The organism is Lewinella sp. (assembly GCF_050633125.1).
In the GTDB taxonomy this organism is placed as follows: domain Bacteria; phylum Bacteroidota; class Bacteroidia; order Chitinophagales; family Saprospiraceae; genus Lewinella.
Genome location: NZ_JBOEFX010000076.1, coordinates 15,404 through 39,132, shown reverse-complemented (window position 1 = coordinate 39,132; position 23,729 = coordinate 15,404). Strand labels below are relative to the sequence as shown.

At 42.6% G+C, this 23,729-nt stretch carries 17 protein-coding genes; 13 read left to right on the top strand and 4 right to left on the bottom strand.

Features of this window, described 5'->3' with window-relative positions; genetic code table 11:
- The first annotated feature begins 167 nt into the window (after positions 1 to 167).
- From folD to ACRBG0_RS16590, 3 genes are read left to right on the top strand one after another with little or no spacing between them, the layout of a single operon-like run.
- Positions 168 to 1,049, top strand: coding sequence for a bifunctional methylenetetrahydrofolate dehydrogenase/methenyltetrahydrofolate cyclohydrolase FolD (gene folD, locus ACRBG0_RS16600; protein WP_431488010.1), 882 nt, complete (start codon positions 168 to 170; stop codon positions 1,047 to 1,049).
- Complete coding sequence (prmA, locus tag ACRBG0_RS16595; RefSeq protein WP_431487986.1) at positions 1,042 to 1,875, top strand: 50S ribosomal protein L11 methyltransferase; 834 nt, start codon at positions 1,042 to 1,044, stop codon at positions 1,873 to 1,875. Before folD ends, prmA begins: the two co-directional genes overlap by 8 nt.
- 15 nt (positions 1,876 to 1,890) lie before the next feature.
- A complete protein-coding gene (locus tag ACRBG0_RS16590; protein ID WP_431487985.1) occupies positions 1,891 to 6,489 on the top strand; it encodes a hypothetical protein in 4,599 nt (1,532 codons plus the stop codon).
- Positions 6,490 to 6,592: 103 nt separating this feature from the next.
- On the opposite strand, the gene ACRBG0_RS16585 is transcribed toward ACRBG0_RS16590, so the two are convergent.
- Both ACRBG0_RS16585 and ACRBG0_RS16580 read right to left on the bottom strand, forming a co-directional pair.
- The gene (locus tag ACRBG0_RS16585; RefSeq protein ID WP_431487984.1) at positions 6,593 to 7,789 is read right to left on the bottom strand and encodes a hypothetical protein; all 1,197 of its coding nucleotides are present in this window, start codon (positions 7,787 to 7,789) and stop codon (positions 6,593 to 6,595) included.
- Positions 7,790 to 7,957: 168 nt separating this feature from the next.
- Positions 7,958 to 9,160 carry a trans-sulfuration enzyme family protein gene (locus tag ACRBG0_RS16580; RefSeq protein ID WP_431487983.1) on the bottom strand — a complete coding sequence of 401 codons (1,203 nt, stop codon included), beginning with the start codon at positions 9,158 to 9,160 and terminating at the stop codon, positions 7,958 to 7,960.
- 97 nt (positions 9,161 to 9,257) lie between these two features.
- On the opposite strand from ACRBG0_RS16580, the gene ACRBG0_RS16575 reads away from it, so the two are divergent.
- The 6 genes from ACRBG0_RS16575 to ACRBG0_RS16550 all read left to right on the top strand — a co-directional run bounded on the left by ACRBG0_RS16575 (position 9,258) and on the right by ACRBG0_RS16550 (position 15,833).
- Positions 9,258 to 10,307, top strand: coding sequence for an RluA family pseudouridine synthase (locus tag ACRBG0_RS16575; protein WP_431487982.1), 1,050 nt, complete (start codon positions 9,258 to 9,260; stop codon positions 10,305 to 10,307).
- Complete coding sequence (locus tag ACRBG0_RS16570; protein ID WP_431487981.1) at positions 10,304 to 10,843, top strand: DUF1415 family protein; 540 nt, start codon at positions 10,304 to 10,306, stop codon at positions 10,841 to 10,843. The genes ACRBG0_RS16575 and ACRBG0_RS16570 overlap by 4 nt, the downstream gene beginning before the upstream one ends.
- A complete protein-coding gene (locus ACRBG0_RS16565; protein WP_431487980.1) occupies positions 10,836 to 11,861 on the top strand; it encodes an acyl-CoA reductase in 1,026 nt (341 codons plus the stop codon). Before ACRBG0_RS16570 ends, ACRBG0_RS16565 begins: the two co-directional genes overlap by 8 nt.
- 129 nt (positions 11,862 to 11,990) lie before the next feature.
- Entirely contained in the window at positions 11,991 to 13,808 is a 1,818-nt protein-coding gene (locus ACRBG0_RS16560) for a carboxypeptidase-like regulatory domain-containing protein (protein WP_431487979.1), read from the top strand.
- A gap of 53 nt (positions 13,809 to 13,861) precedes the next feature.
- On the top strand, positions 13,862 to 14,413 hold the full coding sequence (locus ACRBG0_RS16555) for an RNA polymerase sigma factor (RefSeq protein WP_431487978.1): 552 nt from the start codon (positions 13,862 to 13,864) through the stop codon (positions 14,411 to 14,413).
- The gene (locus ACRBG0_RS16550) at positions 14,394 to 15,833 is read left to right on the top strand and encodes a hypothetical protein (RefSeq protein ID WP_431487977.1); all 1,440 of its coding nucleotides are present in this window, start codon (positions 14,394 to 14,396) and stop codon (positions 15,831 to 15,833) included. The genes ACRBG0_RS16555 and ACRBG0_RS16550 overlap by 20 nt, the downstream gene beginning before the upstream one ends.
- 376 nt (positions 15,834 to 16,209) lie before the next feature.
- Here the strand turns inward: ACRBG0_RS16550 and ACRBG0_RS16545 are convergent, their stop codons facing one another.
- Positions 16,210 to 17,541 carry an MFS transporter gene (locus ACRBG0_RS16545; RefSeq protein WP_431487976.1) on the bottom strand — a complete coding sequence of 444 codons (1,332 nt, stop codon included), beginning with the start codon at positions 17,539 to 17,541 and terminating at the stop codon, positions 16,210 to 16,212.
- Positions 17,542 to 17,625: 84 nt separating this feature from the next.
- On the opposite strand from ACRBG0_RS16545, the gene ACRBG0_RS16540 reads away from it, so the two are divergent.
- Together ACRBG0_RS16540 and ACRBG0_RS16535 are read left to right on the top strand one after the other, a co-directional pair.
- Positions 17,626 to 18,519 carry an ATP-grasp domain-containing protein gene (locus tag ACRBG0_RS16540; protein WP_431487975.1) on the top strand — a complete coding sequence of 298 codons (894 nt, stop codon included), beginning with the start codon at positions 17,626 to 17,628 and terminating at the stop codon, positions 18,517 to 18,519.
- Between the two features lie 5 nt (positions 18,520 to 18,524).
- Positions 18,525 to 19,466: a succinylglutamate desuccinylase/aspartoacylase family protein gene (locus tag ACRBG0_RS16535; protein ID WP_431487974.1), complete on the top strand. Its 942-nt coding sequence runs from the start codon at positions 18,525 to 18,527 to the stop codon at positions 19,464 to 19,466.
- 10 nt (positions 19,467 to 19,476) lie between these two features.
- Here ACRBG0_RS16535 and ACRBG0_RS16530 read toward each other — a convergent pair whose 3' ends face one another.
- A complete protein-coding gene (locus ACRBG0_RS16530; RefSeq protein ID WP_431487973.1) occupies positions 19,477 to 20,460 on the bottom strand; it encodes a DUF2279 domain-containing protein in 984 nt (327 codons plus the stop codon).
- Positions 20,461 to 20,528: 68 nt separating this feature from the next.
- Here ACRBG0_RS16530 and ACRBG0_RS16525 point away from each other — a divergent pair, with 68 nt between their 5' ends.
- Together ACRBG0_RS16525 and rpe are read left to right on the top strand one after the other, a co-directional pair.
- Positions 20,529 to 21,131, top strand: a complete 603-nt coding sequence (locus tag ACRBG0_RS16525) for a nucleotidyltransferase family protein (RefSeq protein ID WP_431487972.1) — start codon at positions 20,529 to 20,531, stop codon at positions 21,129 to 21,131.
- A gap of 1,817 nt (positions 21,132 to 22,948) precedes the next feature.
- The gene (gene rpe / locus ACRBG0_RS16520) at positions 22,949 to 23,626 is read left to right on the top strand and encodes a ribulose-phosphate 3-epimerase (protein WP_431487971.1); all 678 of its coding nucleotides are present in this window, start codon (positions 22,949 to 22,951) and stop codon (positions 23,624 to 23,626) included.
- Positions 23,627 to 23,729 lie beyond the last annotated feature (103 nt).

Here is a 23,729-nt window from a genome sequence, read left to right as displayed (position 1 = left end):
TCCGACAAATAGTATATCCTTCTTCACTAGGTAGACCCTCTCTGAAGGCTATTCGCTGCCTGTCTTGCAGAGAACGATCTTTACCTTGCTGTTGGTAAATATTGCGCTTTAGAGCTCGGCCAAGCAAAAGCTAAAGTCTATATTTGCAACTCACAGAAAATGAAGGCATGCAAATACTGGATGGAAAACTCCTGGCTCGCCAGGTAAAAGACGAATTAGCGAAAGAAACAGCCGCCCAGATTGCGGCAGGGGGTAAAGTACCTCACCTAGCTGCCGTATTGGTAGGTGACAATCCTGCTAGCCAGGTTTATGTACGCAACAAAGTGCGGTCTTGTGAGCAGGTTGGCTTCCATTCTACGTTGATCAAGAAGCCTGTCGATATTTCACAAGAAGAATTGTTACACATTATTCATGAGTTGAATAACGATGATGGAATTGATGGTTTCATCGTGCAGCTGCCATTACCGGCTCATCTTGATGAAGAAAAAATCACATTGGCAATTGATCCAGAGAAAGATGTCGATGGTTTTCATCCGGTAAATATTGGCAGAATGGCCTTGGGTCTTCCTTGTTACCTGCCTGCAACACCTTGTGGAATCGTAGAAATCCTGAAGCGCTATGAGATTCCTACTTCAGGAAAAGAAGTAGTCGTTGTTGGGCGATCAAATATAGTGGGTACTCCTATTAGTATTTTACTTTCACGTAAAGAAAAAGTAGGCAATGCCACCGTGACGCTTTGCCATAGTCGAACAGCAAATCTTGCAGAACATACTCGCCGTGCAGATATCCTCATCGCATCAATAGGTAAGCCTAATACCATTACCGCAGATATGGTGAAAGAAGGAGTAGTAGTTATTGATGTTGGTATTAACCGTATTGATGACCCTGAGGCAGCACGTGGTTACCGTTTGGTAGGTGATGTTGATTTTCCGGGAGTTAGCCCTAAAGCAAGTTACATCACACCGGTTCCTGGTGGCGTTGGCCAAATGACGGTTGTTTCTCTGCTTATGAATACGTTAAGTGCAAGTAAAAAGGCCATTTATGGATAAGCACTCCTATTGGGCGTATTCCTTTGCCGTGGTTGGAGATGAACGGGAAGAGCTTATTGGTATGTTAGACGATTTACCGATGCTCGGCTTTGAAGAAAAGACCAAGCATTTGATTGCCTATATCGATGTCGAAAACTTGACAGAAGAAGTGATTTCTAGTATTGCAATCCTGTCGGATATTCATAATTGCACTTATCAACGCGAATTTGTTCCCGGACAAAACTGGAATGAACAATGGGAAGCTTCCTTTAAGCCTGTTCAGGTTGGTAATTTTGTAGGTATTCGGGCAGAGTTTCACCCTCCGTTTGTTGAAGTGACCCATGACCTTATTATTCATCCTAGAATGGCATTCGGAACGGGTCACCACGCAACTACCTATTTGGTGATGGAACGTATGCAGGAATTAGATTTTAATAATAAATCTGTCTTTGATTACGGCTGCGGAACAGGGATTTTAGCGATTTTGGCCCGTAAATTAGGAGCTCAACCTATCACCGCTGTAGATATTGAAGAAGCTGCTACCGAAAATACATTGGTAAATATGGCAGCTAATCACGTTGATGGTGTTGAAGTTTTTACTGGGGATATTAGTGCCGTGCCGGCGACTAAAAACAATGTCATTTTAGCGAATATCAATCGCAACGTAATACTGTCTAGCCTAGACGCGTTATACGCAAGGACCGTCGAAGGGGGAGATTTGTTGGTTTCAGGAATTTTGCAGCAGGATCAAGCTTTGGTTGATCAAAAAGCTGAGAAAGAAGGCTGGCAAAAAGTACTAACCCGAGAAAGAGACGGTTGGCTTCTTCTACACTATCGGAGGGATTAAAAAAAGAATAAAAATATGTTGCGACAGTTACTGTTGATGGTGCTCTTCTTGGGAGGGCATGGCCTGCTTTCTGCACAGATGGCTCAGGATTCGCTTTCTCCTGCACAAGTTCAAGCTGATTTCCTTGTGGAATTAGAAGATTTAATGACGAACGGGAAGCCTAAGCCTGTAGAGGAAGCTTACGAAAATTTCACAAAAATTTTCAGTTCAGGTGCTTTTACACCAGAAGAGCAAACACAGGTAACAAACACAGGGCTTTTGATGCGTTCGAAAAGACTGGGGGCGAGTCCTCATTTTCAGTACTATCTTGAAACATTGGCAAAAATCAAGCAAAATACAGTCTATGCAGAGCAGTTTACTGCGTGGCACCGTGTTTTAGAGAGAATGATCAATGATGATGCTAATTTTACGGTAAATAATGTAGGCACTTTTTTGAAGTTTTCTAACGACTTCTTTGGATTGCAGGCCATTAAGTATTCTCCAGCAAGTGTTAGTTGGTTTGTCTTTACTGAAAAATTCGACTGGACTTATGACAAAGAACCCATCTTGCAAGTTGAGAATGCAGACTTAACTGGCTTGAGATCTAACGATACCATTGTAATCAACCAGACCAATTTCGATTATTATCCATTAGAAAATAAGCTGAAAGGAAGTGGTGGTAAAACAACCTGGCAGCGTACAGAACTAGGCACAACAGTTTTTGTAGACCTTGAGCGATATGAAGTAGAAACTATTCGGAGCATATATGAAGCAGAAGTAGCCTACCTTACTTATCCTCAGTATTTTGATACCAAAAAAATTAAGGGAACTTTTACCGACAAACTGGTTTCTGACGATAGCCGTACCTCTTATCCACGGTTTGAATCAACAGAGAGCTATATTAATATTCCTAATGTGAGGGAGGGGGTAAGACTGCGTGGTGGTTTTCGTCTTCATGGGGCTACAGTATATGCGGTAGGTTCTAAGCAAGCACCGGCAGAACTATTGGTACTGAATGATCGTAATCAGCCACGTTTTCAAGGTGTCGGAAATCTGGTAACTATAAAAGACCAAGATCGTATTGTTGGTTCAGGGGTTAATTCTATTCTTTACCTAGGTGCAGATAGCCTTTATCATCCATCGGTCAATGTTCGTTTGAACCTGAATGATCTTAGTATGGAACTTACGCGTGGTAAAAAAGGTACGGATCGGTATCCGTTCTACCACAGCCTACACCAGATGAATATTGATGCGGACTTTATCAAGGTATTCCTGAATGAGGATTCTCTTATTATCGGCCGTCCCACTGCCAGCTTTGTGAACAAAGGAGACGTTATCTTTGAGTCGCTTAATTACTTTGATCCACGAGAATACAATCGAGTTCAAAATATTGCTACTGCCAATCCCCTTGCCATCATGAAGGCGACAGCAGAAAGAGAAGGAACTAACTTTATGTCGGCCTCGCTCCTGGCAAACCGAATCAATTCTAAGTTTACTATCGAGAACATCCGGCCACTTATTTACGATCTGGTAAGTAAGGGGTTCATCGCCTACGACCCGGAAACGAATGAGATAGAAATGAAAGAGAAAATCTACCATTACGTTAATGCAGATGCTGGTAATGTAGATTATGATTACCTCCAGTTGGTATCAACAACCGACACTATTAATGCCTCTATTGGTCTAGGAGATGGTTATACCGTGCTGAACGGAGTAAAGCGTATTGATTTTAGTAAACCGCAAAGAGTTGCCACCTTACCTTCTGGTAACCAGGTTTTCTTGAAGGGCAATCGCAATTTTGACTTCGACGGCCAGCTGTATGCGGGATATAGTGTGATGGAGGGAAAAGACTTTCATTTTCAATACGAAAGCAATCAGGTCAACCTGGATTCTGTACGCTATTTTGATTTGTTTGTGCCTACCGGGAACCTGGATGAGAACAACAAGCCGGAAGCCTTTAGCATTGGTTCAAGGATCGAACACTTGCAGGGAGTACTGCTGGTAGATGCTCCAAATAACAAATCTGGTCGGAAGGACATTCCTATTTTTCCTTCTTTACAAAGTAAGGGGAATAGCTATGTTTTTTATGATCGTTCCGATACCCAAAATGGGGTGTATACCCGTGACTCCTTTTACTTTGAAATAGCCCCTTTTAGCTTCGATCACCTGGATCGTTACGGGCCTCAAGACGTTCATTTTAAAGGCGAATTGTTCAGTAATGGTATGTTTCCGGAGATTAAAGAGACGCTTGTTTTGCAAGAAGATCAATCTTTGGGGTTTGTTACAGAAACGCCTACGGAGGGGTATCCTGCTTATGACGACAAAGGGACATTCACCGGTGAAATGAAACTGGATAATAATGGACTACTCGGAAAAGGTAGACTTAATTACTTGCAGGCAGTAGTCGATGCGGAGGATTTTACTTTCATGCCAAAACGAACAACAGCAAGTGCCGATGCCTTTGATTTGGAAGAAGACAGAGTGGGGGAGATACCGGTTCCTGAAGTTCATGGTGAAGCAGTAAACTTGGAATGGCGGCCTTATAGTGATAGCTTGATTGTGAAAAGTGCTGATGCGCCATTTGAGTTGTATCAAGAAAATGATCATCAATTAGAAGGTACTTTGGTTTTAACACCTTCTGGCTTGAGGGGGTCTGGGAAATTGGGATGGAGTTTAGGGGAAGCAAACTCTAAAATCTTTTCCTTTGGGGCAAATTCAGCTGTTGCGGATACGATGCAGATCAGAATCAATGTCCTTGAAGTTGATGATCGGCTGGGCCTAGAAACCAGTAATGTCAATGGACTGCTGGATTATGATGAGGGTATCGGTCATTTTGAGGCCAATGATGAAAGTGTAATAACCACTTTGCCCTATAATCAGTATACCACATCAATGAACAAGTTTGATTGGGATATGAAAGGGAGTACCATTACATTCGAATCAGACAAGGATAATCCTGCATTGTTTACATCAATACACCCTGACCAAGATTCTTTACAATTCAGAGGAGAAGAAGCTACGTATGATTTAAAAAGTAGCCTCTTGGCCATTGAGGGCGTAGAATATATAGTGTCTTCTGATGCATTTATTTATCCGGATAGCCAATACATTGAAATTTCCGCTGATGCGGAAATGGCGAAACTGGAAAATGCTCAAATTATTGCAGATACGACCAGTAAATACCATGTAATTAATCGTGCTACTGTCGAAATTAAAGGACGGAGGGTTTATGAAGCCAGCGGTTTTTATGAATACAATGTTGGACCTCACGAGCAAGAATTTGAGCTGGACAATATCATTGGGCAGCCTATCGGAAAAGGATCATACAAAGACAAACGTTCGGTAACAAGAGCGACCGGGGAAATTCAACCTACGGATACTTTTTATATCGATCACAAAACACAATTCCGAGGAACAATTAGCTTGGACGCAGAGGAAAAGAGTCTTAATTTCAATGGTTATGCTCGGTTTAACGCAGAGAATCTCCCTAATAAATACTGGTTTACAGTAAGCTTTGCCGGGGATAAAAATGACCTCGTTATTGATTACGATGTTCCTAGTTCCTATGAGAATGATCCTTTGTTTTCAGGATTGTTCCTTTCTAAGGAATTCAGCCGTGTTTATCCGAGGATTATTACACCACTTTACTTTCGTAAGGATCGCAGGATACTGGATCTGTCGACAGGGGTAATTAAGTACCTGGAGGACAAGGATCAGTTCATTTTAGGTGATTCAGCAATTGTCTTGGGGAATGAGATAGTGGGTAATAAAATGCTGTTTAAAAATGTCGATGGATCAGTAGAGGCCGAAGGTAAATTCACCTTAGGTTCTGAGCTACGGTATATGCAGGTAGATGCAGCAGGCAGGGCCTCGACAGCCTTCCCACCTCCAGCACCTGAAGAAGAAATACCAGAAGAGGAAGAAACTGGTGGCATTATGCTAGCAGAAGACCCACTTGTAACGGAAGAGCCAGAAGAAACAGTCCCTTTTGATCCATCACAAATAGCTTTTACAGCAGAGTGGATGATGGGCTTGAAAATGAGAATACCGGAAAACCTTTTGAAGATTGTTCAGAATGATTTCGAATCTGCCTCTTTTGAATCCAGGGCGATTGGTTATTTAACAGATATTTCTTTTTATCAAAAGACGGTAAGAGAGATATTTCCCGCCGGCAAAGAGCGCGATGACGCGCTGGCTGGTCTTGGATTAGGAGCACTGAATGTTCCCAAAAGATTGAATCCTTATGATTTTCTGTTTAGCCGATTACCAATGAAGTGGCATCAAGATTATCAGTCTTTCGTTTCTACAGAAAAAAACAATGGCGTAATATCAATTAATGGAGAACCTTTGAATAAACAGGTTGAATGCTATGTAGAGCTGAAAATGCCTAGTTCCGACGCCGACGATCGTTTGTATGTTTACCTGAAGTCACCCAGTGGGTTGTTTTATTTCTTTGGCTTTAAGCAAGGAATTCTTAGCATAACCTCTAACAATACGGTCTTTATGCAGCAGTTGGAAGGTATGAAGGTTAAGGATTTAATCATGAAAATGGACGATGGGGAAACATTCGAGATTGTACCCGTAGAATTAAGCTCTGCCAACTTGTTTCTTCGCCGAATTCAGGCAGTGCAGTAAGCTAAGCTTAGCTAAAAGGCTAAGGTTGTAGGCATGAAAAAAAGGTAGATGGATAATCAATTTTATCCATCTACCCTTTTATTTTTTATGATTCTGTTTACTGCTAGACCTCTACCAGGTAATTGTAGTCTAGGATTCGATCAAGTAAGGCGGGCTTCAATTGATCTGCAGCTTGCAAAATAAGGGCCTCATTACTAGGAAAAGGTATTGGGCGGTTACCAATTCTTCTCCGGGTATCCTTGCTCAGTGCCCGATTGTCTCCACGGAAAGTAGAAGCATAGTTTTCGAAGATGGCAGCAGCAGCTAAAGGCTGTGACCGTATAAGGCGATTGGTCCGTAAGTTATATACTTCTACCATGCCTTCTACATTAGCTTCTTTCTGCTGAAGGGTTTCGATGACCCAAGCCTTTACGGTGATCTCTTTGGGTACTTTTACATCGTTACCTAAAGAATCCTTGACTACATTGCCATTATTGTCTAAAACATACTCGTATCCGTCGGTAATGTTTTTGGTGTCAACGTACTCGCGTTCGCGAATCAATTCTGGGCTAACAATAATGTCTGTTATGCGTAGCTTAACTTCGTAATCAAAGTCAAACTGACGATCATCTCTAATATGATATTGCTGCCAGAAGTTGTTTAGGTTAGCTGTATTAACCTGAGCAAGACGTTGTTCAAAAGCAGCAGGAGTAACAACAGGAGCATTGTTTTCAACACGGACCAATATATGAGTAGTACCCAATTCGTGTGCTTTTTGTTGCAGTGCTACCGTGTTTTGATAAGCACGGAAATAACGTTGGGTTTCTTCTAGTTCGCGATAAGCAGAACGAGCAGCTTCCTTGTTACCTTGCTCGGCTTGACGGAGAAGTTCGTTAGCCTGCTGGTAGTGGTAAGCAGCAGCTTTGTCGCGGCTTTCCTGCTCAAGCGCATCAACCGTCACGAAATTGAAAGTTGCAGTGTATCCGTTCTTGTCGGTAAGAGGAAGTAAAGGACTAATTGCTTCCTGGCGTTTGCGAATGTTACGAGTCAATTCGTTGATCCGTCCCCAGCTGTCTTCTCTGTTTGCACGCTGAAGGCGTTCTAATTCGCGCATTTCCCGAGCAGTTATTTTTGCAAAAGCTTCTTCTGCTGCCAAAACAAGCTTGGGGTTTTTACGCTGCTTGCCACTAAGTTTTCTTTGTGCCAAAGCAATGGCCTGGTCGTAGTTGCCGGTCTCGACGAGCTTTTCAGCACTTACACAAGATTGGAAAGTGAATAAAACCAGGATCAAGTAAACGAAGGCTGGGGTGATACGTTTCATAACTCAAAATTTTATGGGCGTCAAATTGGCCTGTGTCTTTCAGGCCTTTTCATTTCATATAATAAAGATAAGGGAGGCCTGCCGTCCCTGTCGCTAAGGAATGGTTAAAGGAGAATTGGCCTTGGTTAAAGCTTGTTAAGTATTGTTAAGGAAAGGTTGTAGCTGCAATTAGCTATTGATAGCTTGTTCTAAATCGTATAAAATGTCGGCTATGTCTTCTATTCCAACTGAAATTCGGATCAAGCCGTCACTTATACCATGAGCACGGCGTACTTCAGGGTCTATTGCACGGTGTGACATCGTGGCTGGGTGGAGAACCAGGGTGTCTACATCCCCAAGCGTAGGAGTGAGAGTGCAAAATTTCAGACGATTAAGAAAGGCTTTTCCTGCTGTTAAACCGCCTACTAGTTCAAAACTGATCATGCCACCCGGCCCTTGCATTTGGGTTTTGGCAAGCTCGTGATCCGGGTGGTCGAGGAGGCCGAGGTAATGAACAGTGGCTACTTTATCTTGAGCGAGGAGCATTTCTGCTACCATTTGCGCATTTTGGCAATGGCGTTCCATCCGAAGCGCAAGAGTTTTCATGCCATTGTGGAGTAACCATGCTTCCCAAGGACTTGCCGTGCACCCCAATAAGCGTAGCTTTGTTAACATTTGCTGCTGCATGAGCTCCTTGTGCTGGCTTACCAAAACGCCAGCCGTACCTGTGGCATGGCCATTCAGGTACTTGGTGGTAGAATGTAAAACGAAATCAATACCATAAGCTAAAGGCTGCTGTAGCATCGGTGTGGCGAAGGTATTGTCAACAACCGTAAAACAATCATAAGCCTTAGCAAAGGCAGCAAGATGTTCTAGGTCTACACACCGCAAAGTAGGATTGGAGGGTGTTTCGGTGTAGATCATTTTTATCTGATGATTCTCTTCCAAGACGCGTGTCAATCCTTCTTCATCGCGGAGGTCATGGATGATCATCTTGATGCCTAATGGCTGAAAAACGTCACGGAAGAGCGCAACAGTGCCGCCGTATAAGTCGGCCTGTGTCAATACGATGTCTCCTGGTTGTAGCAGCCCCATACCAATAAGTGATATTGCCGCCATTCCTGAGCTAGTCAAAAGTCCGTATGTTTCCCCAGGCAATCCACGACCCTCCAAGCGGGCAATCTTATCTGCTACAGCATCAATTGTAGGATTACCAAAACGGGAATAGATGTTGCCGGGAGTATCTCCTTCAAAAATAGCTATTCCCTGCTCTATACTTTCAAAAGTAAAAGAGGATGCTGCGTAAATAGGTAATTGGTGAGGAGGATTACCTGCTGTCCATTGCGGATCACGGGCGCTAATGGATGCAGGACTAAGAGGTTGCTTAGACATAGGTTGCTTTTCTTGAGATTGAGAATGCAGTAGTAAATGAAAACTGCTGGCGTAGTGCCAAAATTACTACTTTTGCAGTTGCAAATAGCCAATAAGTATGCAGGAGGAAGAGAAAGAGAATGATGACTTGTTTGAAATTTCGGAAATCAAGGTTGATGGAAAGCAATCGCCACTGAGGATCGATAAGTTTTTACATATCCGTACGCAATTTTCCCGTAATAGAATCCAGGATGCTATTAAGGCTGGAAGTATTACGGTTGATGATAAGCAGATCAAGGCAAATCATAAGGTAAAGCCGGGGGAATTAATTAAAATGGTTTTACCTCGTTACTATGGTGCGGAATCCCCGTTACTCGCAGAGAATATTGCATTGGATATTCGCTTTGAAGACGAAGATTTGCTGATTTTACACAAGCCGCCAGGCTTGGTCGTTCATCCGGGAGTAGGCAACTGGACAGGAACTTTAGCGAATGCTTTAGCTTTCCATTTTGGGAAAGAGCTGCCGGTACTGGAAGGTAATAGTCACAACCGAATTGGTTTGGTGCATCGTATTGATAAGGATACTTCGGGGCTGATGGTCGTGGCGAAAAGCGATTTGGCAATGACTCATTTGGCAAAACAGTTCTTTGATCACACCATTGAACGGACTTACTATGCTTTGGTATGGGGAGACTTGGAGCAGGATAAGGGGACCATCTCAAATTATGTGGGGCGTGATGACCGTAATCCGCGGGTGAATAGAGTGTATGAAGAAGGCGAGGATGGTAAGTTGGCCGTTACCCACTACGAGGTCATTGAGCGAATGTATTATACTACACTAGTAAAATGCAATTTGGAAACAGGACGCACGCACCAGATAAGAGTACATATGCAGCACCTGGGGCATCCTTTATTTAGCGATCGCCACTATGGCGGAGATAAAATCGTAAAAGGGACGGTCTATTCTAAGTATAAACAGTATGTAGAAAAGATATTTACGGCAATGCCTCGTCAGGCACTACATGCAAAGTCTATAGGATTTGAACACCCACGAACAGGGGAGCGTATGTTGTTTGATTCGGAATTGCCGGAAGATTTTCAAACAGGAATGAATCTTTGGCGAGATTATGTAGCTCAGCGTAAAGCTGGAAAAAAGAATATGCCTTGAAGGAAATTCAAGTTATGCAATCGTGGCTAGCTGGTTTTGTGATAGAGCATAATATATGTCCTTTTGCAAAACGTCCATTTACCCAGGATCGAATTCGTATCCGGGTGGTGGAAACTGACAATGAGGAAGTGTTGACAAAAGCATTGCTAGAGGAATTAAGTGATTTGGTTACTATTAATCGTGCTCAGCTGGAAACTACTTTACTGGTTTTTCCGAATTTATTTTCTGAGTTTGATGATTTTTGGGCGTATTGGGAATGGACCCAAGATTTGCTTGTTGCGAGTAAAACAGAAGGGTTGATTCAATTGGTAGGGTTTCATCCCGATTTTTATTTTGGAGAAAGTGATCAAGATGATTTGGCAAACTACACCAACCGATCCCCTTACCCGCTCATTCATCTTCTAAGAGAAGAGAGTGTGGAAGATGCTATCTCTCAATTTTCGGGAATAGATCAAATTCCAGACCGCAACGCCACCTACCTGCGGACCTTGAGTAAAAAAGTATTAGAGAATTTACGTATTGGACATCATGACTAAAGAAGAGAGATATAATGCACTAGTACGCTTAGGAGAGCTATTGCGAGAAGGGAACGACGAATTCCTGCAGGCCAGTATTAAACGTTCGGCTATCCACAATGGTTGGTTTACGGAGGCTAATCAGCAGCAGGCTATAAATGCTATTGCAACACAAATGCTCGACCCTGAAGCGTTGACGGAATGGATAGGGACGTACGATTTGCCAGAAATTACGGTTGCGAAACAGGTAGGGGTGGTCATGGCCGGTAATTTACCCTTGGTAGGTTTTCATGATTTGCTTGCCGTATTTATGAGTGGTCATCAGGCGGTCCTGAAATTATCTGATAAAGATCCTTACTTAATTCCTGCGATTTTGCGAGCGTTAAAACTCATTGACGAGCGTACTGCTGATTATTTCAAAATTGTAACTAAGCTAGCAGGCTTTGATGCTGTAATCGCTACAGGTAGCAATAATTCTGCGAGGTATTTTAAAGAATATTTTTCGGAGTATCCACACATCATTCGTCAGAATCGTAATGCTGTTGCTGTACTTACAGGAGAAGAATCTAAAGAGGAATTGTTAGCGCTAGGGCATGACATATTTGATTATTTTGGCTTGGGCTGTCGCAATGTGTCGAAATTGTACTTGCCAGAGGGTTATGATTTTAAACCACTTTTAGAGGCGCTTCACGAATACCGTCATCAATTAATCAATCACACGAAGTACAAGAACAACTTTGATTATAACTACGCGCTATATGTTTTGAATAGGGTGCCTTATGAGGCTAATGGATGTATACTAATGACAGAGAATGCGTCTCTTCAGTCACCGATAGCAACATTGCATTATGAATACTATTCGAGTGTAGAGGCTATTACGACAACGCTGTTGTTGAGGGAGGATGAGATTCAATTGGTGGTAAGTCAACTCTCATTGGCTGGTTTGTCTCCATATAAGCTAGGAGATGCCCAGCAGCCAGGGCTGAGTGATTATGCGGATGGTGTGGATACGATGGCTTTTTTGCTGAGCTTGCAATAAAAAAATAAAAAAAATACATAGTCTGTGCAGCAGATGTTGCACTTGTCCTATTCTAAGGGTGAGAACGTTGTCAAAACAAAACTTATCACCGCTTTTCGGCACTTTATCTGAAAAGCAAAAGAATAGAAAATGAAAAATTGGATTTATCTTTTATTGGCACTGCCACTAGTTGTTTTTAGTTGTCGAAAAGACAATGATATTACTACAACCACAGGTTCGGGCTATGAAGCTCCTACTATAATTGTTACTGCAAATTTAGCCGGACAAGTTGTTGACCTCGATGGTATAGGTATCGAGAATGCGATGGTTCGATTGGGGAGCGAGGTCGCTGTCACCAATGATGCAGGACTTTATCAGTTCCGTAATATCCAGATGAATGCCAAGGGAACTTATGTTACTGTTACTAAAGAAGGGTACTTCTTAGGTTCTGACCGTTTTTACCCCGCTAATGGCTCTCGGAATGTAAATCGCATTCAGTTGTTACCTAAGACCTTAGCAGCAACCATTACGGGTAGCCAGGGTGGAACAATAGAAGTGGAAGGTGCTAGCATTGAGCTCCCCGCAAACAGTGTGGTTAACCCTCAGGGCCAAGTTGTTACCGGCGATGTGAAGGTATACGCTCAGTGGCTTAATCCAGCAGATGATAACCTTGGCGACTTTATGCCAGGTGGATTATTTGGTGTGAATGAAGCCGGGCAAGAAGTAACCATGACATCAATGGGTATGCTTGCCGTAGAATTGTACGATCAGTCTGGCAATGAGCTACAGATAGCTCCTGGACAAGAAGCAATGTTGAGCTACCCAGTACCTGCGGAGCTCCGATCTATTGCTCCTACAGAGATTCCACTTTGGTATTTTGACGAAACCGATGGTGTTTGGATTGAAGAAGGGAAAGCCATTATGGATGGTGATTTCTACTACGGAGAAGTAAGTCACTTTACTTTCTGGAATGTAGATTTCCCTTATGGTACAGAGACTGTTGACATCACAGGCTGTGTCAAATTTGAAGATGGATCTATTGCACCTTTTGAATCCTTTACGGTAGGTGTAGAAGGTCAAGGAACTATTATTTGGGGAACGACTGATGATGCTGGCCACTATAATGGACCAGTACCAACAGGAGAAACCTTGAATTTTTACTTCAGTAACCCTTGTGGAGGAAGCCAAGTGTTTACGGCTGGACCATTCTCTGAAGATACAGAGGTAACGGGTTGCTTTATTTTAGAGTCTGCCGATGATGCTACAGTCAGTGGCCAAGTTGTTGACTGTAACGGTGATCCCGTTGATGGCGCAATCGTCATGCTTAATCACAGTATCTGGTGGTATTCACAGGTAGTTGTAGCTGATGAAAATGGGAATTTCTCCTATACTTATTCTGGCTGTTCGAGCACGGAATTGAATATCGTTGTCTATGATTTTGATAACCTAGAATCATCTGAACCAGCCAGCTATACTTTAACAGAAGACCTGGATATCGGAACGATTGCAGCTTGTGGTGTAGAACTGGAGAGCTACTTGAGCAGTGATGCGAATGGCACTTTGCTTGATTTTTATGATCTTACCTTAGCGATTGATACGATTGAGCTTTCTCCTGATAGTATTATTTTCGAAACCTATAGTGTTATTAGTGGACGTGGTTTTGATGAGGATAACAGTCAGCATACTATTATGCTATACCTTAATGAACTTGGACTTGGGTCATATACGGGGATAGATGTAGGGTATAACTATAGCGTTTATTCCAATAACCCAAATGGCAGCAGCAGCCTGTTGTACTGTTACCCTCCTTGTGGTAGCATTACAGTGAATATTACCAATAATGAAGGTCCTGGAGGGTTTCTAGAGGGCAACTATTCAGGTACTGCCAATGGCTGGTGGGGTAGTCAACAGCAGCAAGTTGTTGATGCTCCGGTGAGTGGAACTTTCAGCGTGAGAATTCCCGACTAACTAGTTAGATTAGCGTAAGCAAAAGAACAGCAATAAAACGCATTCGATAATTTATGACTGAAAGCGAAATCATTCGCGGTTGTCAACGAGGAAAGGCGAAGTACCAGAAAGCACTGGTACTTCGCTACTCGGCAATGATGATGACAGTAGCCCGGCGCTACTGTAGAGATGATCATGCTGCGAAAGATGTGCTGCAAGAGGCATTTATACGGGTCTTTCGAGCGATTGATCGCTATCAGCAAACGGGCTCTTTTGTAGCTTGGTTACGCCGGATTGTGATCAACATTGCTTTACAATCCAAAGAAAAGGCTTCTTACCAGAGAGAACAAGCAGGACTAGAAGAGATTGCTCATCCTTTGGTGGCACCCAATATTGTTCAGCAATTAGGTGCAGAAGAGTTAATTGCCTTGATACAGAAATTACCCGAAGGGTTTCGGGACGTTTTTAACTTATATGTTGTAGAAGGATACGCTCATGACGAGATCGCAGAAATACTAGGGATTGCTCCCGGTACTTCTCGCTCGCAATTGGTGCGTGCCCGGCAAAAATTACAAGCCATGATTTTACAACAAGAAAAGGAGACTTATGTCAAACGAGTTGGATAAGCATATAGGGGAAACCCTGGGGCGGTACGAATCTGATGTAGATGCCGAGGCACTTTGGATAGCTGTTAAGCCACCCAAAAGGCGTATGCCCTGGTTTTGGTTGTTGGCGCTATTTGGAATAGTAGCTATCGCCGGAGGGGTTGCGTTATGGACTGATGATGAAAGCGAGATAGCAGCAAATTCGCAGCAAATCGTTGATAATACCATAACTGCAAGTGAAGAAGGTGATGCTATTAATGAAACTTATCAAGAAGCTGGAAACCACGAAATTAGTGGTTTGAAGTCTCAAGATGATATGTTGTTAGTAGACAAGGTGCCCATGAGCATGCCAGAAGCTAAAAACACTACAAATTCTTTGACATCAGTAGCCAAGAATACAACTGCTCGTGATACCAGAACCCAAGTAACAGAAAAAGTTATTAATACTAACTTGGTAGTGGCAAATGAAAAGTATGAACAAGATACACGAGTGTTAGAAAATATTACAAGTGAAACATCAAGTGAGAATACTATTAATGGAGATAATGCTGATCTTGAAACAGAGACAGTAACAGAAGGCGCTTTAGTTACCGCTAGTAACCACCCGGTATTCACAAAAGCGGCACAAAATATAGGTACGCTTGCTTGTGAAGTATCCCTTACAGAAGACGATGAGAAGCTACCTTTAGTCAATTTAGAAAATTCACCAAGCCGGAATAGGAAGAATAATCAGTTTTTCGCACAAGTTGATGTAGCCTACCTTGGTGTTCAGCGGCAACTGGAGAACAAAGACTCTTTAGGTGTTTCTTGGGTTAGTAGAAGAACCAATTCTGAACAAGTGCTTGAGGGTCTGAGCGCAGACCTCAGCTTGGGTTATCGTAGCCGCGATGGATGGCAAGTAAGAGGTGGACTAGGTTATACGCAACTGAATACACTCTTTGAAAGCACAGCGATCACAGAAACGGTGGATACGGTAACAGGGGTGACGATGTTGATTTATGGGCCAGACAATACTGTTGATTCTGTTTTAGGGCCTGTAGCTTACTATGAAACGACAAGAAGGGAAAGGAAAACCTATAATAGTATTCGTCAATGGGAATTGCCCCTTTTGGCGGGATACAATTTTGAGCTAGGTCGCTTGACTTTATTGGCAGAAGCCGGTGTGCGTCTAAGGCTTCAGCGCAGCTGGGAAGGCACTGTCCTGAACGGCGAGTTGGAAAATGAATTCCAGGATTTATCTACTACTGATTGGTATCGCACAGGCTTAGGCGTAAGCTTGCAAGGAGGATTACAATTGGCATACCCTGTTACCTCGCAACTAGATATCCTTGCCGGAGGAAGTGTTCGTTATAATTTGCAGGACTTTTCCACAGAGGAATCTCCTTTTATGGAGCGTTATCAGCTTTTGGGTGGGCAACTTAGCTTACTCTACCGCTTTTAAGTCTTTCTGCCAGAAGGCTAAGGCCTTTGTTCGTCGTGACGAAGCTGGCTTGTTTGAGGAGGGACGAGGATCATTGCGGTCTTAGTGCGCAGGCCGTGAGGCCGTAGCTCGGCGCACGGAGGAGCAGGACGAGGTGCTATTCTCTCAAATACCGCTTTGGGATAGAACGAACTACATCAAGCTAGAAGTAAAATCACTGTTTTAGGCCGCTAAACCTAAAAGGGAACGACCATGTCACAAACATACGAGGGATAGTAACTGCTCTGTAAGGCAGGGGGCACCCTGCATGAAGGAGCAGTGGAAAGCCCGGTGCCGTAGGGGTGTTTGCGTAGCAACGCCAATACCGGTATGGCCCCAGAATGATTTGAAATAGTATTTAACCTTTTGCGGTCTTTCGTTTAGGCCGCTCTACTTTTAGTCGAAGAAGGAGTACCAAGCTAATAAGAAAAAAGACACCCAGAACCAAAACACTGTTACGAATATTGCCGGTAACAAGCTCTGCGAGGCCAAAGATGAAAGTACCAGAGACGATAGCAATTTTTTCCAGTACATCGTAAAAACTGAAATAAGAGGTGGTATCTTCTGTGCCTTCGGGAAGAAGTTTTGAATAGGTAGACCTGGAAAGCGATTGGATGCCACCCATGACTAAGCCCACAGCACCTGCGATATAGTAAAACTCTGTTTTTCCTTCAACGGAGTAGGCAAAAAGACAAATAAGAATCCAGATGATGAGCATACTTGCCAAGCTAAAAACGTTACCTCTGTATTCAGAAATCAGCGCAAAGAGATAAGCTCCACCAATGGCAACAACCTGGAGAATCAGGACTACATAAATTAATTCTTCTGCCGCAAAGGCAAGTTCTTTCTCCGCAAAAACGGAAGCGAGGTACAAGATGGTCTGAACCCCCATACTATAGCAAAAGAAGCTGTAAAGAAAACGCTTTACTTCTTGTTGGCCTTTGAGGTCTTTCCATACTTTCTTTATTTCCTGATAGCCTTGTTTGGCCATGGTGCTGATCTTGTCACTACCACGCCGTTGGTCTTTGGGTAACCTGCGAAAGGATATCTGAGAAAAACCTATCCACCATAGACCAACCATTACGAAAGATATTCTTGCTGGAAGGGTATCTGCTGCTGGTAGGCCAAAAACTTCTGGTTTGAGGATCATAATCAGGTTTATGATCAATAATAAAACGCTTCCAACATAGCCAAAAGCGAAACCTCGGGCGCTTACCCTGTCATACATGTCTTCGGTGGCAATATCAGGAAGGTAGCTGTTGTAAAAAACCAAGCCGCCGGCAAAACCGATCATGGCCATAATAAAACCAACAGTGCCGACCCATAAAGTTGACATCCCGTTGAACCAAAGCAGCGACAAGCAGCCAATAGCCCCGAATGTAGTAAAGAATTTAAGGAACCACATTTTTCTTCCTCCGGCATCCGCAATTCCTGATAACCAAGGGGATACCAGTGCTATTAGGATATAGGCGGCAGAAATTGCGAATGCAAATAAGCTGCTATTGGAAATTTCTAAAGCGCCAATATGGATGATTTCATTGGTGACGCTTAGGAAGTAAGGAGGAAAAATAGCGACCGTAATAACAAGGGCGAAAGCAGAATTGGCCCAGTCGAACATCGCCCATCCATTAAGGGTGCGACGATTATTCTTAAGTACAGGTGTTACATCCGGCGTATCCAGAATATCCATGGAGATTGGTGGTTTAGGATCGTCAAGATACAAGAATCTTAAGAATTGGTTTGCTTATTAAAAACACTTACCTTTCATGCTGTTATGAACATCGGAATCCTTTCTCGCAGCACGGAACTCTATTCTACTCGCAGCCTCTACAAAGCTGGCAAGCGAAAAGGGCATACTATGCACGTGATTGACCATACGCGGTGTAGTTTGGTGATTGATGCCGAGGCGCCTAATATTTTTTATAAATCGAAGCCACTTGATTTTCTGGATGCAATTATTCCCCGAATCGGGGCCAGTGTTACGGGCTTAGGAGCCGCTGTGATCAATCAATTTGAATTGATGGGGATTGTTAGTCCAACCAGCCCAGAGGCACTACAGCTAGCTAGAGATAAACTGAGAAGCTTCCAGACTTTGGTGCAAAACCAAGTAGCTGTTCCTAAGACCATTATGATCAACCCTTATGGAAATCTACACGATGCGGTAGCACAGCTGGGCGGCTTTCCTGTGGTTGTGAAAATGTTGGAAAGTACGCATGGAGAAGGGGTGGAACTTGCACACAATTACTGGGCTTTGCAGCGTATTACAGCCGATTTTTTTCGTGATGAAGACCGGCTTTTAATGCAGGAGTACATCGCAGAAGCAAGAGGTGCTGATACCCGAGTGTTAGTGGTTGACGGGCAAATTATCGCGAGTATGCGCAGGCAGGCGAAGCCAGGAGAATTTCGCTCCAATTTGCACAGGGGAGCAAGCTCTTTGGCTATTCAGCTAAAGCCAGAAGAAGAAGCCTTGGTAAAAGAGGTCGTCAAGGTGTTGAACATTGAAGTAGCAGGTGTGGATATCCTACCATCTTCAAAAGGGCCTTTGGTGATGGAGGTCAATGCTAGTCCAGGTTTAGAAGGTATTGAAGGCACAACAGGTAAAGATGTTGCAGGTGCTATTATTAGGCTAGTAGAAAGAAAAGTGAAAGCGAATAACAGGAAAGATTAAATTTTATGAAAATCCTTGATGTTACGGTAGCTCCCGGGAAAAAGCAATTGATCAAAATACCTGTAGGGCAGCTTCCTAGTGGGAATACCATCATTGTTTCGGCGCATGTTTTCAGGTCGAAAAAACCTGGGCCTACAGTGCTTTTTTTGGCGGGCGTTCATGGTGATGAGATCAACGGTATGGAGATTATCAGGCAAGCTATTGAAAGTGGCATCTTCAATAATCTTAGGGCCGGAAATGTTATAGCTATACCTATTCTCAATACCTATGGGTTTATTAATTTTTCAAGAGAGGTGCCCGATGGAAAAGATGTTAATCGGTCTTTTCCTGGAACAAAAACCGGATCATTGGCCTCCCGTGTAGCTTTTTCTATTCATAAGCATATTTTACCATTGATTGATTTTGGAGTGGACTTTCACACTGGAGGGAGAAGCAACTATAACTACCCTCAAATCCGTTATACAAAAGGCAATGAGCAGGCCAGTCAATTAGCGGAAGTCTTTGGGGCACCATTACGAATAGCTTATGGGACGCTCCGGAAATCCTTGCGGAGGGTCGCATTGGATAAGCATCAGGTTCCTATTTTGGTATTTGAAGGCGGAGAAAATCAACGGTATGATGGTCTGAGTATTCAGCATGGTTTGGCAGGGATACGCCGGATTTTGCAGTACCATAAAATGATACCTGGAGAATACACGCCAAAAGAAGGGCTACTCTTTAATAAATCTAGCTGGTTGAGAGCGGGCAGAGGAGGTTTGTTTCAGTGGATGAAATCATCAGGCAGCTGGGTGAAGAAAGGAGAGCCACTGGGTTTTATTAGCGATCCACAAGCGATTAAGCCTGCACGGTATATTCACGCTCGCGCTGATGGTTATATTGTTGGGCATAATAACACACCGGTTGTAAGCCAAGGCGATGCGCTGTTTCATCTAGCTTATCGAGAATAAGCTTTTGTTATTAAAAGTGGAGAGGGTGGAATTTGACCTGACCTAAGGTATTCCATTCTAATGCCGGGGCGGGAATTTTTATAACATTTAGAATACTCAAGGCGGACCTTAGAAGTGGGCGTTTTGTACGGATTTTTTTCATGTCAATATCAAAGGAGAGGTAAAGCTGGCGGTAGCGGGGATAATCTGTTTCTGGTAAGGAAAAGCTGTTGTTGTTCTCGTCGGTCCAAGTGTTGCTAAAACCGCCATAGAGGTTTTCAGAGCCATAGCCAACCGCAATGTTGAGCCAATTTGGCCAGCGGCTTTGGGGGGCAAAAGCTTTGGGACTTACGCTGGCCCATATCGTCATGGTATTATAGTCTTTCAAAAAACGTTCGGGTACAGAGGAGCCATAAAGGTCTATATGCCGCATTCTAAGGCTACTCATTGCTTCGCCGTTGGTGCTTAACAGAGGAGCGGCAGAGGGGAGCTTCCTGTTTGTAGAAATTTTCAAAATTATCCGCTGATCATCCCAAATGCTTTCCTGAGCGACAAATAAGCCCATACCTAGGGTGTTAAAGCCAATATCTGACCAGGAGAAGCCCCATTCGGCTGAAAAGCCATCCATAACTTCCAGGGTGCCTTGTAAAAACATGCTTATTCCACCGGCCAGCCACAAAGAGCGTCTTTTGTCTAGCCCTGTCCAGCGAGCACCATCATAGAGCCAGCGAGCTTCCGAGTAGGTGGTTAGAAAGTGCCCTGCTTTATCCATTTGCTGCCATTCCCGGGCATCATCGAAAGTCCTGAATTTGGTAAGCTCATAATCTTTGTACCAGGTTTGGTATAAGCCGTAGGCTGCGCCAGTATAGATAACAGCACCTGCACCAACAGTTCCCCAGAAGCGTTGTTTATGGAGCGTGTCGGCGGGTGTCATCCATTGCCAGGCATCTTGAGCACAAGCTGGCGTAATTACGACGCTCCATAGCAATAGTAGGATATATAGCGTTTTTTGCATGTGGTAAAGTTAGCAACAAAGCCACATTCTTCTCGATTAATCCTGTTTCAAATACTTAACTTATCGGGATGAATACAATTTTGAAAAAAAATACGGGAATAATTTTGCTTGCAGCGGGGGAGGCGAGGAGAATGGGTATGCCAAAACAATTGCTCGTTCATGAAAAGGAACCGCTTATTAGGCATATGGCTAAGTTGGTGCTAAAACTAAACAGGCCAGTTACGGTAGTTTTAGGTGCGCGTGCTGAAACTATTAAGACGGTTATTGCTGATTTACCACTAAAGATTGTGGTTAACCCAGCTTGGCAAGAGGGGATGGGGACCTCCTTGGTGGCAGGCTTGAATTCCTTTTCTAATATGGAAGGTGTTTTATTTTGTGTAGTAGATCAACCTTACTTAAGTGAGGCACTATTACACTCTTTTCTGGAAGGTTTTGATAAGCTAGAGGCTGATTCTGTAGGAATACTTGCGGCAAGGTATAATAACGGCCAATTAGGAGTGCCGGCTTTATTTGGCCACCAATGGTTTGAAGAATTGAAAAAAGTTGCGCCAGATAAAGGTGCCCGAAGAATAATCAGACAGGAAAAGGACAATTTGGTTGCTATTGATTTTCCGGAAGGCATATTTGACCTTGATCGGCCGGAAGATTGGGAAAGGTTTAGGGAGAAGTAAGTGCAATTACAGGCTTGGGGGGACTTTTTTAAAGAAAAAACAAGAAATAAAACGGTAAAAAGAGCGATAAATTACATGTATTATTCCATTTTATGGACACAAAGTGTGTCTTTAATTGTTGGTTTTCATTGATTTATAAGTTTTGATGCTTTTTCTGTAATTCCAGTAAGAAACTCAAATGTACTTCGTCTAGGCTAATTCTTGCTGCATATTTGTATTGTCAACAGGAGATAAGGTGTTGATGAGGAAGTTGAAAGCTTCTTGAATTCTCGAAGGAGGATTGCCCAAACAAATAATCATGACTACAAAAGGTTGAAAAAGACCTGCTAATAACAATTATAACCCCATGACTTATTTGTCTTTCAAGATCAATTATAATCTCATGAAGTTTTAGGAACATCAATGGATGTTTCATTTTTTGGTATGTAGATAGCCTCTCAAAGCTCTTTTTTAAACCGGTTGGTAATCCCAGCCGGTTTTTTTATGCACCTGCTCAAGCATAAATGTAAGCAAAATTCTTCTTGTGAAGAAGATCTGCTCTTGCATGGTTAATTCCTTTCTTTCTCTATTCTTTGGTACTTCTGCTGTTGATTTACGGGAGCCTGGCTAATTAGTTTCGTTTTTATGGGACTAATGAGTCATTTGTGCCTGTCTTTTTATGCTGCAGGTGGCTTTTAATATGATTATATGCGAGTTAAATTACCTTTAAAAGGTTAGTAATACGGTTGTGTTTTTCCAGTTTTTTGTATTTTTTAAGTTGTTAACTTATTGATTGTTAGTGATTTGTTGGTTTTGGTTGCTGCTTATTATGGTGCAGTAAGAAACTCAAATGTACTTCGTTCAGGCTAATTCTTGCTGCATATTTGTATTGTCAACAGGAGATAAGGTGTTGATGAGGAAGTAGAAAGCTTCTTGAATTCTCGAAGGAGGATTGCCCAAACAAATAATCATGACTACAAAAGGTTGAAAAGACCTGCTAATAACAATTTATAATCCCATGACTTATTTGTCTTTCAAGACCAATTTATAATCTCATGAAGTTTTAGGAACATCAATGGATGTTTCATTTTTTGGTATGTAGATAGCCTCTCAAAGCTCTTTTTTAAACCGATTGGTAATCCCAGTCGGTTTTTTTATGCCTATGCTCGAGTAAAAAAACTTTTCTGATCAACTTCTTCCCCCCTCTATCCTCTGTCAATCACCGTTGCTTGTTTCTCGGTCATTGAAATTGATTTACGAAAGTTAAGCTAAATAGTTTCGCTTTTATAAAACTAATGGGCTGCTTTCAAGGTCATTTTTTGAAGTTTAGCACTTTTAATGGGATGAAATACTAATTAAATAAACAGAAAAAGTTCAAAAACAGAGGTGTAATAATACAGAGATGTGAACTTGTTTTCAATTTAATAGATTGAAAAAGAGAAAGTTAGTGTTTTTTATAGCTGATATAGTTGTACAGTAAGAAACTCAAATGTACTTCGTCTAGGCTAATTCTTGCTGCATATTTGTATTGTCAACAGGAGATAAGGTGTTGATGAGGAAGTTAAAAGCTTCTTGAATTCTCGAAGGAGGATTGCCCAAACAAATAATCATGACTACAAAAGGTTGAAAAAGACCTGCTAATAACAATTATAATCCCATGACTTATTTGTCTTTCAAGATCAATTATAATCTCATGAAGTTTTAGGAACATCAATGGATGTTTCATTTTTTGGTATGTAGATAGCCTCTCAAAGCTCTTTTTTCGAACCGGTTGGTACCCCCAACCGGTTTTTTTTGTTTATGTTTCGGCTCAAACCAAAGGTCTTAGAATTCTTAATATGAAAAAGCATTTAGTAGCCCCTTCCTTATTAGCCGCCGATTTTCTCCATTTGGGTGCCGCCATTGATATGGTTAACGAGAGTTTAGCTGATTGGTTTCACTTGGATGTGATGGATGGGCAATTTGTTCCCAATATTTCTTACGGGATGCCCATTATTCAAGCGATTAAACGTCAGGCAGGCAAGCCTTTAGATGTTCACTTGATGATTGAGCAACCCGAAAAATATATTTCTACTTTTCGGGAAGTAGGAGCAGATGTGATTACTGTTCACTATGAAACCTGCCCACATTTGCATCGGACGGTACAGCAAATTAAAGAAACGGGGGCCAAGGCTGGCGTTGCACTGAACCCGCATACGCCGGTTTCCTTGCTTAAGGATTTGATTGAGGATATTGACTTGGTGCTCATTATGTCTGTTAACCCTGGTTTTGGTGGGCAGAAATTTATTTACCAAAGTATCCCCAAGATTAAAGAACTCAAAAGCTTGATTAGCGAACGCAATTCGAAAGCCATTATTGAGGTTGACGGCGGTATTGGCTTGCAAAATGCGCAGGAAGTACTAGCTGCTGGTGCTGATGTATTGGTTGCCGGTAGTAGTGTTTTTAAGGCAGCAGATCCCAAGAAAGCAATTGAGCAATTGAAAGCTGTTGGGCACGAAGTAGATAAATTTATCTAGTTTTCTTCGGGCAGACATTTTCTCTACGTTAGTCTTTTTACCTTTGAGCTTCTCGCTGGGGAACCCTTGTTCTTTGGTGTGACCATAAAAGTGTCAGAGAATC